Genomic DNA, 14,192 nt, shown 5'->3' on the forward strand with positions numbered 1-14,192 from the left:
GGTCCCGGCGCTATGCCAAACGGCTAGCTCAGGTATACTTGGCTACTGTTTTTCCAGGGTGTGACTACAACCATCCAAGCCTGTCCGATTCCGTGAGACTGGTCTGACATAGCGCAGTCCCTGTCAGCCGCCTAAAGAGAGGAGCCTGTCCGAGCATGGCCGTTATCAAACAAGATGATCTGATTCAGAGCGTAGCTGATGCGCTGCAGTATATTTCCTATTACCACCCCGTTGACTTCATTCAGGCAGTGCATGAAGCCTACGAGCGTGAAGAGTCGAAGGCAGCCAAGGATGCGATTGCTCAAATTCTGATCAATTCGCGCATGTGCGCCACCGGTCATCGGCCGATTTGTCAGGACACCGGTATCGTTACCGTGTTCGTCAAGATCGGCATGAATGTCAGCTGGGAAGGTGCCACCATGAGCCTGGATGACATGATCAACCAGGGCGTGCGTCAGGCCTATAATCTGCCGGAAAACGTGCTGCGCGCTTCGATTCTGGCTGATCCGGCGGGTAAGCGTACCAATACCAAAGACAACACACCTGCTGTTATTCATTACCAGATGGTGCCGGGTGATACCGTTGAAATCGACGTTGCAGCCAAGGGCGGCGGGTCAGAGAACAAGTCCAAGATGGCGATGCTCAATCCATCTGACTCTATCGTCGATTGGGTATTGAAAACCGTACCGACCATGGGGGCTGGCTGGTGTCCGCCGGGCATGCTGGGGATTGGTATTGGCGGCACCGCTGAAAAAGCGGCGGTGATGGCCAAAGAGTCCTTGATGGATTCCATCGATATTCATGAGCTGCGCGCCCGTGGCCCGCAGAACCGGGTTGAAGAGCTGCGCCTGGAAATCATGGATAAGGTCAATGCGCTGGGTATTGGTGCTCAGGGCCTGGGTGGTCTCACCACCGTGCTGGATATCAAGATCAAGGATTATCCGACCCACGCCGCCAGTTTGCCCGTGTGCATGATCCCCAACTGCGCCGCGACCCGTCACGCGCACTTTACGCTTGATGGTACTGGCCCGGCTGTACTCAAGGCGCCGCCGATGGATGCTTATCCGGATATTACCTGGGAAGTAGGTGATGGCGTGCGCCGCGTTAACCTGGACACTTTGACGCCGGAAGACGTGCAGACCTGGAAGTCCGGCGAAACTGTTCTGCTCTCCGGCAAAATGTTGACCGGCCGCGATGCTGCGCACAAGCGTATGGTCGACATGCTGAACAAGGGCGAAGAGCTGCCTGTAGATCTTAAAGGTCGCTTCATTTACTACGTTGGCCCGGTTGATCCGGTACGCGAAGAGGTAGTCGGGCCTGCTGGGCCTACCACCGCTACACGGATGGACAAGTTCACCCGCCAGATCCTTGATCAGACCGGATTGCTGGGCATGATCGGTAAAGCCGAGCGTGGGCCTATCGCCATTGAAGCGATCAAGGACTACAAGGCTGCCTACTTGATGGCGGTGGGTGGTGCCGCGTATCTAGTGGCGCAGGCGATCAAAAAAGCAGAGGTGGTTGCCTTCCCTGAGTTGGGTATGGAAGCTATCTATGAGTTTGATGTGGAAGATATGCCGGTGACTGTCGCGGTAGACAGCCGAGGTGAGTCGGCGCATATCACCGGCCCGGCGATTTGGCAGAAGAAGATTGCCGAGAGCCTGGCAGTAGAAGTGAAGTAAGCGCTAAGAAGTTGGTAAAAAGGGTCTCGCTTGCGAGGCCCTTTTTTTGTCATCGCCCGTCCTGGGGCTGCGCTAGAAGCCGTCTGGTATGGCGAGTGCTTGCGGGTCATTAGCTACCCACCAGGCTCGCCAGCCAGTTGCTTGCTACCGGGTTAAACCAATGATTCACCCACGTGCAGCAGTTTCATGGAGTTGGTGCCGCCACGTGAGTTGTAGACATCACCCTTGGTCAGAATGACCCAGTCACCGGGCTGCACGTAACCGCCTTCAAGCAGCTTGTTCACGGCCTGCTGATTGATGTCGCTGGAGGGCATGTCTGCTGGATTGAAGGGCATTGCCTGTACCCCGCGATAGAGTGCGACCCGGCCTAGTGTCTGCGCGTTGGGTGAGAAGGCAAAGATCGGTAGGTGCGAGCGAATACGCGACATGATCAGCGGCGTAAAGCCGCTTTCGGTCAACGTGATGATCGCGGTAACACCGGGGAAGTGGTTGCCGGCATACATGGCCGCCAGTGCTATGGTCTCATCGCAACGCTCAGTTTTCTGATACAAGCGATGGCCGGACTTCTGGCTGGTCGGGTGCTTCTCCGCGCCGCGGCAGATGCGATCCATAGCCCTGACCGCCTCGACCGGGAAATCACCTGCTGCGGTCTCAGCGGACAGCATGACGGCATCGGTGTAATCCAATGCTGCGTTGGCTACATCGGATACCTCTGCACGTGTTGGCATCGGGCTGGAGATCATCGACTCCATCATCTGAGTGGCAGTGATCACGACCTTGTTCTGTTTGCGTGCACGACTGATGATGTGCTTCTGGATGCCAACCAGCTCGGCATCACCGATTTCGACACCCAGGTCGCCGCGCGCCACCATGACGCCGTCACTTGCCTGAATCAATCCATCAAGCGTCTCATCGTCAGCGACGGCTTCGGCACGTTCGATCTTGGCAATCAGCCAGGCTTCGGATTCGGCATCGCGCAGTAGCTTGCGTGCGAGGTTCATGTCAGCAGCGTCGCGCGGAAAAGATACCGCGACGTACTCCATCTCCAGCTCGGCGGCGAGATTGATATCGTTGCGGTCCTTGTCGGTCAAGGCAGCCGCAGAAAGCCCACCGCCGCGACGGTTGATCCCTTTGTTGTTGGACAGTGGGCCGCCGACGGTAACGCGGCACCGCACTTCGTCCCGGCCGACGCTTTCGACCTGCAATACCACGCGACCATCGTCGAGCAAGAGCTCGTCGCCCGCACGGCAATCGGACACCAGGTCGGGGTAGTCCAAGCCAACGATATCGCTGTTACCATTCTCCAGATCATGTACGGTGGATAACCGGAAATTGTCGCCTACATCCAGCTCAATGCGGCCATCGGTGAAGCGGCCAATGCGGATTTTGGGTCCCTGCAAATCGCCCAGTAGAGCCACATGTTGGCCGTTTTCCTCGGCAATTTCTCGTACCAGTCGGGCACGACGGCGGTGTTCGTCGGCACTGCCGTGGGAAAAGTTGAGCCGGGCGACGTTCATACCAGCGGCGATCAGTTCGGCAATTTTTTCCGGGCTGCTGGTTGCTGGTCCCAGGGTGGCGACGATTTTGGTGCGGCGCAGCGACATGCTCAAGTCCTTGTATGTTAGGCGGGCTGTTGGGAATGGGCTCTACAATAGAACATAATTGACCATTGCGGGTAGGTTGGTTGGCACAGGAGAGTTGTATGCATCCACAGGTCGAAGCGGTTACACAGGCGGTGCGCGAGCGCAGCAAGGTGTCGCGTGCAGCGTATCTCGCGCAAATGCATGATGCTCCCGAAGGTCGCAGTGGCTTGTCCTGTGGCAATCTGGCGCACGGCATGGCGGCCTGCTCGGCGCAGGACAAAAGCCGCATTCGTATGATGGACGAGGTTAATATCGGCCTGGTCACAGCCTACAACGATATGCTGTCCGCGCATCAGCCCTATGAGAGTTATCCGCAGCAGATCAGACAGATATTGCGTGGCATTGGTGCAACGGGGCAGGTAGCCGGTGGGGTGCCTGCCATGTGTGATGGTGTGACCCAGGGCGAGCCGGGCATGGAGTTGTCGTTGGCCAGCCGTGACGTGATTGCCATGGGGACCGCGATTGCTCTGTCACACAACATGTTTGACGGTGCGCTTTGTTTGGGGATCTGCGACAAGATAGTGCCAGGCTTGTTGATGGGCGCATTGCGCTTTGGTCACCTGCCGGTACTTTTTGTGCCTGCGGGCCCTATGCCTAGCGGTCTGCCCAATAGTGAAAAGGCGCGTGTACGCCAGTTGTTTGCCGAGGGCAAAGTCGGCCGCGAGGAACTGCTGGCGGCAGAAAGTGCCTCCTATCACAGTGCGGGCACCTGCACTTTCTACGGTACGGCCAATACCAACCAGATGTTGCTGGAGGCCATGGGGTTGCAGCTGCCCGGCGCCTCCTTCGTGCATCCCTCTACTCCTTTGCGCGATGCGCTCACTGCGCATGCGGCAGAACAGGTGGTGCGGCTGGCGCGTGCGGGTGAAGTACGACTGGCCGATATTCTCGACGAGCGCGCACTGATCAATGCGCTGGTGATGCTGCTGGCCACCGGTGGTTCAACCAACCTGACCATTCACCTGGTTGCCATCGGTCAGGCGGCGGGACTGCAATTACGCTGGGAAGATATGGCGGCACTCTCGGCAGTGGTACCCACGCTGGCGCACATTTACCCTAGCGGCAAGGCTGATATCAACCAGTTTCAGGCCGCCGGCGGCACTGCCTGGCTATTTCGCCAGCTACTCGACGCCGGGCTGTTGCACGAACAGGTACAGACGGTTGCCGGTTTCGGTCTCGCGCGCTATTGCCAGGAACCGGTGTTACAGGATGGCAAGCTGAGCTGGCGAGATGGGGCCGAGACGAGTCTGGATGAGAGTATTTTGCGTCCGCTAGCGTCGCCTTTTTTGCCCGACGCAGGCTTGCGCTTGCTGGAGGGCAACCTGGGGCGTGGCGTGCTCAAGGTATCGGCGGTCGATCCAGCGCATTGGCAGGTTAGCGCCCCCTGCCGGGTCTTTGACGACCAGGATGATTTCGTTACCGCGTTCAAGGCGGGCGAACTGGATTGCGATGGTGTTGCTGTACTTCGTTTCCAGGGGCCGCGCGCCAATGGCATGCCGGAGTTGCACAAGCTGCTACCTTATCTTGGCGTGCTACAGGATCGTGGATACCAGGTTGCGCTGGTCACTGACGGGCGCATGTCTGGCGCGTCCGGCAAGGTTCCGGCGGCCATTCACCTTTGTCCTGAAGCGGCTGATGGCGGCGCGCTTGCGCGCTTGCGCGACGGCGATCGGATTACGCTGGATGCGGGACAAGGGAGTCTGCAGTTGATGATCGACGAAGATGAATGGCAGGCAAGGGCGCCAGCGCTGCATCGAAAACCAGTACGACGAGGCTCGGGTCGCGAGTTGTTTGCCTTTATGCGCGCCGAGGCTAGTCCGGCAGAGCTGGGCGGCAGCGTCTTTACCGCCAGTTTGCAGCAAGCGGACCAATGATGATCGGGTTAAAGGAGTTGGCTGCTCAGCGAGGTCTGTCTATCCAGATCACTGCATCAGCCGATGAACACGCAAAGCAAGTGGTGGATAGGGTGCTTGCTGCGCTGCGCGCCGCGATAGATGCGCGCGGACGTGCAAGCCTGGCGTTATCCGGTGGCCGCAGCCCTAAAGCAATGCTGCGTCGCTTGAATACCGTCGAGTTTGACTGGGAGCAGGTCACTCTCACCCTGGTGGATGAACGCTGGGTTGCACCCGAGCACGCCGACAGTAATGCTGGGCTACTCTGGCGACACATGCCCGCGGTCATGAACAAGGTCAACTGGTTACCGCTCTACCGCGGGATTGGGCTTGCCGAGGACGCCGCAGCCAGCAGCGCTCTGATCGCAGACCTGTTGCCGCTGGATGCGGTCGTTTTGGGCATGGGAGCTGACGGCCACACAGCGTCGTTATTTCCTGGTGCACATGACATCATGCAGATGCTCGCACCAGATGCGTCGGCACCTTGTATGCCTGCGCTGTCTACTTCTGGTGCGCAAAGGTTGACCCTCAGCGGCGCTGCTTTACACTCCGCGCGCTTGCAGTTGCTTGCGGTCAGGGGCGAGGATAAGGCCATGACCCTGTGCGCTGCGTTGGCGGGGCAGCACCCGGAATGGCCGATCAGTTCATTTCTGCGGGCCCCGCTGGAAATTATCTATAGCCCCGATGGCAGTTAGGAGAATGGCGCCGCAATGGATATGACACAGACTCTGGATACATTGTTTGCCGAGGTCACGCTGCTGCCGGTCATCAGTATCGAGCGTGAAGCGGATATTCTGCCGCTGGCCGACGCGCTTGCCGCCGGGGGAATTACCACGCTGGAAGTGACGCTACGAACGCCATTCGGCCTGCCAGCCATCGAGCTGTTGCGGCGCGAGCGCCCGGCGCTGCAGGTAGGCGCGGGGACCGTGATTGATGCGGCACAGTTTGCTGCGGTAGAGCGCGCTGGCGCGCACTTCGTGGTAACACCGGGCATTACCGATGAGTTGCTTCAGTTAGGCCTGAAGAGCACCATTCCTCTACTGCCGGGTATCGCAACTGCCTCCGAGATTCTTGCCGGTTACCGCTTGGGCTACCGCCGCTTTAAGGTGTTCCCGGCTCAGGTGCTGGGCGGCGCGGCTCTGCTGAAGTCATTCGCCGGGCCTTTTAGTGATGTGCGCTTCTGTCCGACTGGCGGTATTGGGCAGCAGGATATTGGTGAGTATTTGACCCTGGGCAATGTGATGGCCGTGGGTGGTAGCTGGGTGGTGCCCAAGGCCAGCATCGCAGCCGAAGACTGGGCCGAAGTCACGCGGCTCAGTCTTGCTGCTACCAGCTTAGCCAAAGGTCGTGGCTGAGCTGGTAGCGCAATCATCAGGGTTTGCTGGGGTCGCTGAATCCGTCTGGCTTGATGATCAACAGATCGCAGCTGACCTCGTCCAGTAGTCGCTCGGCCGTATGACCGATGAGAGCGCTTTGCAGTCTGGAGCGTGATATTGCGCCCATTACCAGTAAATTGATTCCCTGTTTTTCAATCATGTTGGGAATCGCTTCTTCGGGATAGCCCTCCAGTAGCTGATGCTGCGCGTTGTCAGCATTGGCCCGCTTCAGTAGCTCCGCGAGGGCCTCAGCATGGTGTTTTTTGACGTCATCGGCGTAGCCCTGATAATCAACGACAAGCGTAGCGTCAATAACCATGGTTCGTGGCAAGGGGTTGTAACAGTGGACCAGGTTAAGGCTGGCGCCGGTTTCTTCTGCCAGCGTCTTGGCATCGCTGATCAGCTTTAGGTCAAGGCTGGCTGGTTTATCGTCCACGTGCAGTGGGTCAACCGCAGCGCAGATTTGCGTGATGGACTGCTCACCCCGTTTAACCAGCCAGAGTGGTGCCTCGCAGTGACGGATCAGCTGCCAGTCAGTATTGGTCAGAAAAAGCCGTTTGAGTGGGTTGTGATGATGCGTCGTCTTGATGACCAGGTCGGGCTGCCATTTTTGCGCGGCCTGCAGAATGTGCCGGTCAAGACGCTTACCCCACACTGAGTCCACCTCAACTTCTATGCCCTTGGCCCGCAGCGGTTCGGCCAGTTTGTTTAGAAGTTCACGATTGTGTTTTAGCAACGAGGCGCGGGCTTTCTCCAGGCCTGTGCTCTCGAATAGAGCGCCACCATCCAGTGCGGGCACGTAATCGCAGGCCAATAATGTGAGTCGCGCCTGTGGATAGTGTCGACAAAGATTTGCCGCGCGTTCCAGGCAGGGTTGTTTGTCTTCGGTGCTGGGATCTACTACAACAAGCATGTGACGAATATTCATGGTGCTGTCTCCGACAGTCGGCGCAGGCTGAAGCTGCAAATGGAGCGGTACGCCGTGCGTTTTCATTGAATAGAGTATATAAACAGCGAATCTAGGGTTTTAAGTAAGGTAGTCCTATGATTGCGTACGGCCACTGACTCAAGTCAAATGTTAGTTGAACTGAAGAATTTCATTCTGGTGCCGATACGCCGTAAATAGTGTCTTTTTCAGAGAACCTCATGACTAACCAGCTCTCACTCTTGCTCGCCTTGCTACTCGTATTAACCGGTTGTTCTTCAGCCTACAGCAAGCATCTGAGTAAAGCTTACAGTGCTTACGAAATAGGCGATTGTGCTGAGGTTATCAGACAGCTGTCGCAGACCGAGCGCTTGAGTCGTTCGCGGCCTTACTTGCAGCCGGAAATATCCCTGCTGCGTGGCCAGTGTCTGGAGCGTCAGGCGCTTTATCTGGATGCGGTTCAGACCTATCGTTACTTGGTTGATCATTATCCTCAAAACGAATACACCTATCGTGCGGGGGCTCGGCTGGAAACGCTCCGTCAGTTAGGTCATTACGATCCTGAGCAGGCGCTGGCGCCGCGTATTCGCTGAGGCGGCGCGCGAGGAAAACGCGCTTGGATCGTTGATGGCAGTAGGCTATTCTCGACTGACTGGTCAGATATGCGCCTGGAGCCACCATGAAGCTACCTTTTACTCTTTTTACCTTGCTCGCGTTTAGCTGGTCCGGCCTGGCTGATGCACAAATATACCGTTGGGTCGATGCCCAGGGGCAAGTGCACTTTGAGCAGCGCCCGCGTCAGGGATCTGAGCAGGTTGAGGTAAAGCCGCAGGTTATTCAGCGCGAAGATCACGTGCGGCAGAGCGAGCTGAACCGAGCGCGTCTGTTTGATGTGCGCGAGCAGGAGCGAGAAGAGCAGCGAGAGCAGAGTGCGCGGTTACGCGAGCAGCAAGCGGGTCGTTGCAGTAGAATGCGTGAGCTACTGGCACGCTACGATAACCGCGTTTACTGGTATGAGGAAGATGCCAGCGGGCGCCGTGTCGAGGTCTCGAACGAGCGGGTAAAAGCCAGCAAGGCTAGCCTGAATAAGCAGATTCAGGAGCAGTGCTGACATGCATGCTACCCCTAAGCCGCGTAGCGAAAGAATCCTGGAGCAGCGACAGATTCCGCGCCATCAGCTCAGTGCATTTCTGCGCGTTTACAATAGCCAGACCGATCGACCCTTTGGCTATATCGGCAATGTTTCACGGCTGGGCGTGATGTTGATTACCCCTTTGCCCGTGATGCTTCAGCAGGAATACCAGCTGATGTTAAAACTACCTGCCTTGAACGGCCTGGGTTTCCAGCCTGTGCCTTTACGGGTGCACAGTCATTGGTGTCGTCAGGATATCAGCCCCGGTTTCTATGATTGCGGTTTCAGTATTGTGTCCAACCCCAATACCTTCTCTGATTTGGCGTTAATGTTGCGTGGGTATTTCAGCTTTGGCCAGGCGCCGGATGCCTGAAGGGCTGCATTGCGTTACCCTGCAGCAGATGATTAACGGGGGCAGGGCATGAGCAAGAGTTTTTTCTGGTACGACTTTGAATCCACAGGAATAGATCCGCGCCGCGACCGCCCGGTGCAGGTAGCGGGTGTACGCACCAATGAGCAGCTGGAAGAAATTGGTGAGCCGCTATGTATTGACTGTCGTTTGCCAGCGGACGTTCTGCCGCATCCCATGGCGTGTCTGGTGACGGGTATTGGTCCTGAGCGTTTGGCCAACGGGCTGAGTGAGCCGGAGTTTATCCATCTCTTGCACGAGCAGATGATGCAGCCGGGCACCTGTAGCGTGGGCTATAACAGCCTGCGCTTTGACGATGAGATGACTCGCTTTACCTTGTATCGCAATTTCCATGATCCCTATGCCCGTGAGTGGCAGGGTGGCAACAGCCGCTGGGATCTCCTCGATGCGCTGCGTGCCGCCCATGCGCTGCGTCCCGACGGCATTGTTTGGCCTCAGCAGGATGGTTTCACCAGTCTCCGGCTGGAACTATTGACTGCGGCCAACGGTATTGATCATGGGCAAGCCCATGACGCGTTAGCTGATGTGCGTGCCACTATCGCCATGGCGCGACTGCTGCGTCAGGCACAACCAAAGTTGTTTGATTATTTGCTAAGCCTGCGCAGCAAGCACCGTGTGACCGAGTTGATTGACCTGCAGCAGCTGCGCCCGTTAGTGCATGTGTCGGGTCGTTTTGGTCGCGAGCGACGGGGCTTGGCATTAGTGCTGCCACTGGGCTGGCATCCAACGAATCGCAACGCCCTGATTGTCTACGATCTGGGTACAGATCCATCGCTGGTGATGGCGCAGAGTGCTGATGATATTAGACGCTTACTCTATACCCGTAACGATGAGCTGGCTGAGGGGGAGGCACGTCCGGGTCTGAAGCTGGTGCACATTAACAAGTGTCCGGTTCTGGCCGATACCAAGGTGCTGCTACCAGCCGACATTGAGCGCTTGCAACTGGATATGCCTTTACTGCACGAGCGGGCCGAGCAACTGGCACGCTGGCGCGAAGGCGCGCAAGCGCTGCTGGCAGAGGTTTACGCACAGCAGTCGTCTGTCGGCAAGGATGAAGACGATCCTGAACAGCAGCTGTATGGCAGCTTTATCAGTGATGTTGATCGCCGTTTGTTGCCCGCTATTCGTGAGGCGGATGGCAGGACGCTGGCAGCCACCAGCTGGCCACTGCGCGATCAGCGCCTGGTCGATATGCTGTTCCGCTACCGAGCGCGCAATTTTCCTGACTCATTGAATGAGCAGGAGCACGAACAATGGAGGCGCTTCTGTAGAGAGCGTTTGACTGGAGAGGAGCCCGGTGCTCCCATTACGCTAGCCGACTTTATGCAGCATATTGATGAGTTATTGCCTACAGTAGAAGGTGAGCAACATGCGTTGCTAGTGGCTTGGCAAGCGGAAGCAAAAGCGCGAGCTATTGCGCTGGGAATAACGCCAGCCTGATTTGATTAAGGCAATAAAAAACCCGATGCAAGCATCGGCTTTTTTATTCAACGCAAATGGCTTCAGCCCAGGATGGTCATCCAGGATTCAACTTTCTCGGAGCCATACTGCTCTTTCCACGCTTTCAGCGTTTTGTGATTGCCGCCTTTGGTCTCGATTACTTCACCGGTATTCGGGTTCTTGTATTGCTTGACCTTGCGAGCACGCTTGACGCCACCAGCGGCTTTCTTACCTGTGCCCGCTTTGTTATCAGGATCAAGAATGGAGACAACATCTTTCAGTGATTTGTTGTACTGACCCATCAGAGTCCGCAGTTTTTCTTCAAACTCGATCTCTTTTTTCAGCTTGTCATCATTGGACAGCGACTGAAGGCGCTCATTAAGTTCGCGAATGGTTTCTTCAATTTGACGATATTCTTGAAGCATGGACATGGAAGTCTACCTTTTAAAACGAGGTTAAATAGCTGGAAACCGCTCAATGTTAGTTTAAGCAGCTCTGGCTTACAACAAGTTGCAACTTGTCCATGACAAAGAATAGCTGTTTTTAGCCATCCTCAGGTTGTTCGGGCGGTAAACCTTAGTGGGATAGTGATTATTTATCTGCACCTGAATCGGCGGACCGGTTAAAATACACTGTTTTACAGTAGAGGCGTGTTGGCGCTTTTTCATTTAGTTCCAGGGTGGGTGGCTGACTTGGCGTGCCTACTTTGTGTCTCTACTTACATTAAAATAGTGTGATCATTGTTATGACAACTGAGCGAGGAGTGGAAATGCGTACTTTCAGGTTGGTAATTGCCTGTCCTGACCGGGTTGGTATTGTCGCTAAGGTGAGTAATGTACTGGCGGCGTATAACGGCTGGATCACTGAGGCCAATCACCATTCCGACAATTTGTCTGGTTGGTTTTTCATGCGGCATGAAATACGAGCCGATTCGCTGCCTTTTGATGTTGATGGTTTGCGCACGGCGTTTGCGCCTATTGGTAACGAGTTTCAGATGGACTGGCGCGTTAGTGATTCCGCTGAGCGCAAAAAAGTCGTTCTGATGGCGAGTCGTGAATCCCACTGTCTGGCCGACTTACTCCATCGTTGGCATAGTGGTGAACTTGCCTGTGATATTACCAGCGTTATTTCCAATCACGATGACTTGCGCAGTATGGTCGAGTGGCATGGTATTCCTTTCCATCATGTACCTGTCGATCCTGCCAATAAAGCACCGGCTTTTGCCAAGGTAAACGAACTGGTTGCCGAGCAGCAGGCAGATTGTATTGTTCTCGCGCGTTATATGCAGATATTACCGCCTGAGCTTTGTCAGCGTTATGCTCATCGCATTATTAATATTCATCATAGTTTCCTGCCGTCGTTTGTGGGCGCGCGTCCTTATCATCAAGCCGCCCAGCGTGGTGTGAAACTGATTGGAGCGACCTGCCATTATGTGACGGAAGAGTTGGATGCGGGTCCGATCATCGAGCAGGATGTGGTGCGTATAACGCACCGCCACAACGCCGATGACATGGTCCGGTTAGGAAAGGATGTCGAAAAAATGGTGCTGTCACGTGGTCTGCGTTATCACCTGGAAGATCGTGTGCTGGTCCACGACAACAAGACGGTGGTGTTCAGCTAAGCTAAAAGGATACAACCCGAAGCAGGAGGCTTTATGCTGAAATCGATCAAAGTACGTGACTATATGACGTCTGATCTGGTTACTTTTACCGCAGACATGGATTTGTTTCGGGCGATTGATCGCCTATTGGTCAACCAGATTTCCGGTGCGCCGGTATTGGATGAGCACGGCAACTTGGTTGGGTTGTTATCCGAGGGCGATTGTCTCAAGGGGATTCTCGCTGGCAGTTACTTTGAGGAAGTGGGTGGTACGGTGGCATCGGTCATGACGGTCGTGGTCGAGACCATTGATGCGGATGCTGATATCGTCAAAGCCGCTGAGCACTTTATACGTATGCGTCGGCGCCGCTTACCTGTAATCGACGAAGGTCGACTGGTAGGGCAAATCAGCCGACGAGACATTCTGCGCGCCATGCAGAAGTATAATGAGCATGCGGCGCCAAAATGAACTCCTCACCTTTTGACGATAGCGATGAAGACAGCCTCGATCCCTTGGCGGCAGGCTCGGCGAGCATGCCGGGGATGCAGGGCGAGGGCTGCCTCCTGCGCTTTGCGCCTGATGACCTGAATGACGAAATGGGTGCAGACTTTTCCATTGATGAGCGCGCGCAGCCGCCATTAGCCAAGTCTGAATAATGGGGTTGGTCATTTGGGCCGGGGTTTGCCTATACTGAAGCTGGCAAAGGGCTATGCCAAAAAGCGCTGGTGCTTGGGTGCTTGGTTGCAGAGACAGCTGCTGCTTAAGAGCTGGTAAGGATAGAGTTCAACTTACCCTGTTTAAAAGGGCTCTCAGTTACGATGCAGAAAAAAATAACAACTGACCAGGTGCGTATTGGCATGTATGTCGAGCGCTTTTGTGGCGCCTGGATCGATCATCCCTTTTGGTCCAGCAAACTGCTGATTGAAGATCGGCAGACTTTGCAGCGTATTCAGGAAAGTGCCATCACCGAGCTGGTGATAGATGTGAGCAAGGGACTTGATGTTGTTTTGCCTGCCCCTGCTGATGAGATTGTGTCTGATGAGGGCATCATCGCTGAACAGCCGCCGGCTGAATCCCCACCCAAACCTACCTCCGCTAAAAACTCGGCTACCAGTTCCATGGCGGACGAGATTTTGCGCGCTCGGCAGATATTCAGTCGAGGCAAGCAGGCGGTTAAGGATATGTTCAAGGATGCTCGCCTGGGGCAGGTGGTTAACACCCATGGGCTTAATGAGTTGATAGCTGAGATGAATGGCTCTCTGAGCCGAAATCCACACGCGCTCATCAGCGTTGCCCGCATCAAGCACAAGGATGAATACACCTATCTGCACTCGGTGGCTGTTGCCGCAATGATGGTGGGTATGGCTCGCGCTGTCGGGCTGGGCGAGCCTGAAGTACTGGAAGCAGGCATGGCCGGGCTGATGCACGATATGGGCAAGGCTGTAATGCCTGAAGCGATCCTCAACAAACCGGGTAAATTGACTGACGAAGAGTTTGTGGTGATGAGAACGCACCCTGTTGAGGGTCACAAGCTGCTTATGGACTGGGAGGGCGTGCCAGAGGCGGTACTGGATGTCTGTTTGCACCATCACGAAAAGCTCGATGGTACCGGCTATCCTGAGCGCTTGGAGGGAGAGGGTATTTCATTGTTGTCACGTATTGGGGCGATCTGCGATGTGTATGATGCGATTACCTCCAACCGCCCATATAAAGTGGGCTGGGACCCATCCGAGTCGCTTAGCCGGATGGCTGGCTGGAAAGGTCATTTTGATCCTGCACTGTTCAAGTTGTTTGTGCGGATGTTGGGTATTTACCCGGTTGGCTCTTTGGTGCGCCTGGAATCTCAGCGTCTGGGAGTGGTGGTTGAACAGAGTACCGCCTCGTTATTGATGCCTAAAGTCAGCGTATTTTATTCGGTGCGCCTCAAGCAGGGGCTTCCCGTTACTTTGCTGGATTTGGCTGATCCGGCTGAGAAGGACAAGATAGTGGGGCGCGAAAATCCGGAGGATTGGCCTTTCAAAAATCTGGACCGCTTGTGGTTGCCAAGCTGAGTGCCCGCCTGCACACAAAAAAGC

Annotated in this window: 15 protein-coding genes; 12 read left to right on the forward strand and 3 right to left on the reverse strand. The window is 55.7% G+C overall.

What is annotated here, in order from left to right; translation table 11 throughout:
- The first annotated feature begins 155 nt into the window (after positions 1–155).
- Positions 156–1,679: a fumarate hydratase gene (locus EF096_RS01535; RefSeq protein ID WP_123887834.1), complete on the forward strand. Its 1,524-nt coding sequence runs from the start codon at positions 156–158 to the stop codon at positions 1,677–1,679.
- Positions 1,680–1,831: 152 nt separating this feature from the next.
- Here EF096_RS01535 and pyk read toward each other — a convergent pair whose 3' ends face one another.
- Complete coding sequence (pyk, locus tag EF096_RS01540; RefSeq protein WP_123887835.1) at positions 1,832–3,283, reverse strand: pyruvate kinase; 1,452 nt, start codon at positions 3,281–3,283, stop codon at positions 1,832–1,834.
- A gap of 98 nt (positions 3,284–3,381) precedes the next feature.
- Here pyk and edd point away from each other — a divergent pair, with 98 nt between their 5' ends.
- Genes edd through EF096_RS01555 form a run of 3 tightly spaced genes read left to right on the forward strand, consistent with a single transcriptional unit; the run spans position 3,382 to position 6,569 of the window.
- Entirely contained in the window at positions 3,382–5,196 is a 1,815-nt protein-coding gene (gene edd, locus EF096_RS01545; protein ID WP_123887836.1) for a phosphogluconate dehydratase, read from the forward strand.
- On the forward strand, positions 5,193–5,909 hold the full coding sequence (pgl, locus tag EF096_RS01550) for a 6-phosphogluconolactonase (protein WP_123887837.1): 717 nt from the start codon (positions 5,193–5,195) through the stop codon (positions 5,907–5,909). Before edd ends, pgl begins: the two co-directional genes overlap by 4 nt.
- Before the next feature lie 15 nt (positions 5,910–5,924).
- Positions 5,925–6,569 (forward strand): bifunctional 4-hydroxy-2-oxoglutarate aldolase/2-dehydro-3-deoxy-phosphogluconate aldolase, encoded by a 645-nt coding sequence (locus EF096_RS01555; RefSeq protein WP_123887838.1) that lies wholly within the window; start codon positions 5,925–5,927, stop codon positions 6,567–6,569.
- A 16-nt stretch (positions 6,570–6,585) separates the two neighbouring features.
- On the opposite strand, the gene EF096_RS01560 is transcribed toward EF096_RS01555, so the two are convergent.
- A complete protein-coding gene (locus EF096_RS01560; protein ID WP_158611218.1) occupies positions 6,586–7,518 on the reverse strand; it encodes a universal stress protein in 933 nt (310 codons plus the stop codon).
- A gap of 218 nt (positions 7,519–7,736) precedes the next feature.
- On the opposite strand from EF096_RS01560, the gene EF096_RS01565 reads away from it, so the two are divergent.
- The 4 genes from EF096_RS01565 (at position 7,737) to sbcB (ending at position 10,517) form a co-directional block, all read left to right on the forward strand.
- Complete coding sequence (locus tag EF096_RS01565) at positions 7,737–8,108, forward strand: tetratricopeptide repeat protein (RefSeq protein ID WP_123887840.1); 372 nt, start codon at positions 7,737–7,739, stop codon at positions 8,106–8,108.
- Positions 8,109–8,194: 86 nt separating this feature from the next.
- Complete coding sequence (locus tag EF096_RS01570; RefSeq protein ID WP_123887841.1) at positions 8,195–8,626, forward strand: DUF4124 domain-containing protein; 432 nt, start codon at positions 8,195–8,197, stop codon at positions 8,624–8,626.
- 1 nt (position 8,627) lies between these two features.
- A complete protein-coding gene (locus tag EF096_RS01575; RefSeq protein WP_123887842.1) occupies positions 8,628–9,020 on the forward strand; it encodes a PilZ domain-containing protein in 393 nt (130 codons plus the stop codon).
- A gap of 48 nt (positions 9,021–9,068) precedes the next feature.
- Complete coding sequence (gene sbcB, locus EF096_RS01580) at positions 9,069–10,517, forward strand: exodeoxyribonuclease I (protein WP_123887843.1); 1,449 nt, start codon at positions 9,069–9,071, stop codon at positions 10,515–10,517.
- A 62-nt stretch (positions 10,518–10,579) separates the two neighbouring features.
- Here sbcB and mvaT read toward each other — a convergent pair whose 3' ends face one another.
- Entirely contained in the window at positions 10,580–10,948 is a 369-nt protein-coding gene (mvaT, locus tag EF096_RS01585) for a histone-like nucleoid-structuring protein MvaT (RefSeq protein ID WP_123887844.1), read from the reverse strand.
- Positions 10,949–11,286: 338 nt separating this feature from the next.
- Here mvaT and purU point away from each other — a divergent pair, with 338 nt between their 5' ends.
- The 4 genes from purU to EF096_RS01605 all read left to right on the forward strand — a co-directional run bounded on the left by purU (position 11,287) and on the right by EF096_RS01605 (position 14,168).
- On the forward strand, positions 11,287–12,138 hold the full coding sequence (purU, locus tag EF096_RS01590) for a formyltetrahydrofolate deformylase (protein WP_123887845.1): 852 nt from the start codon (positions 11,287–11,289) through the stop codon (positions 12,136–12,138).
- A 33-nt stretch (positions 12,139–12,171) separates the two neighbouring features.
- Positions 12,172–12,585 (forward strand): CBS domain-containing protein, encoded by a 414-nt coding sequence (locus EF096_RS01595; RefSeq protein WP_123887846.1) that lies wholly within the window; start codon positions 12,172–12,174, stop codon positions 12,583–12,585.
- Positions 12,582–12,773, forward strand: coding sequence for a hypothetical protein (locus tag EF096_RS01600; RefSeq protein WP_123887847.1), 192 nt, complete (start codon positions 12,582–12,584; stop codon positions 12,771–12,773). The genes EF096_RS01595 and EF096_RS01600 overlap by 4 nt, the downstream gene beginning before the upstream one ends.
- 162 nt (positions 12,774–12,935) lie before the next feature.
- On the forward strand, positions 12,936–14,168 hold the full coding sequence (locus EF096_RS01605) for an HD-GYP domain-containing protein (RefSeq protein WP_123887848.1): 1,233 nt from the start codon (positions 12,936–12,938) through the stop codon (positions 14,166–14,168).
- Positions 14,169–14,192: the final 24 nt, after the last annotated feature.

It is taken from the genome of Pseudomonas neustonica (assembly GCF_003797945.1).
In the GTDB taxonomy this organism is placed as follows: Bacteria; Pseudomonadota; Gammaproteobacteria; order Pseudomonadales; family Pseudomonadaceae; genus Halopseudomonas; species Halopseudomonas neustonica.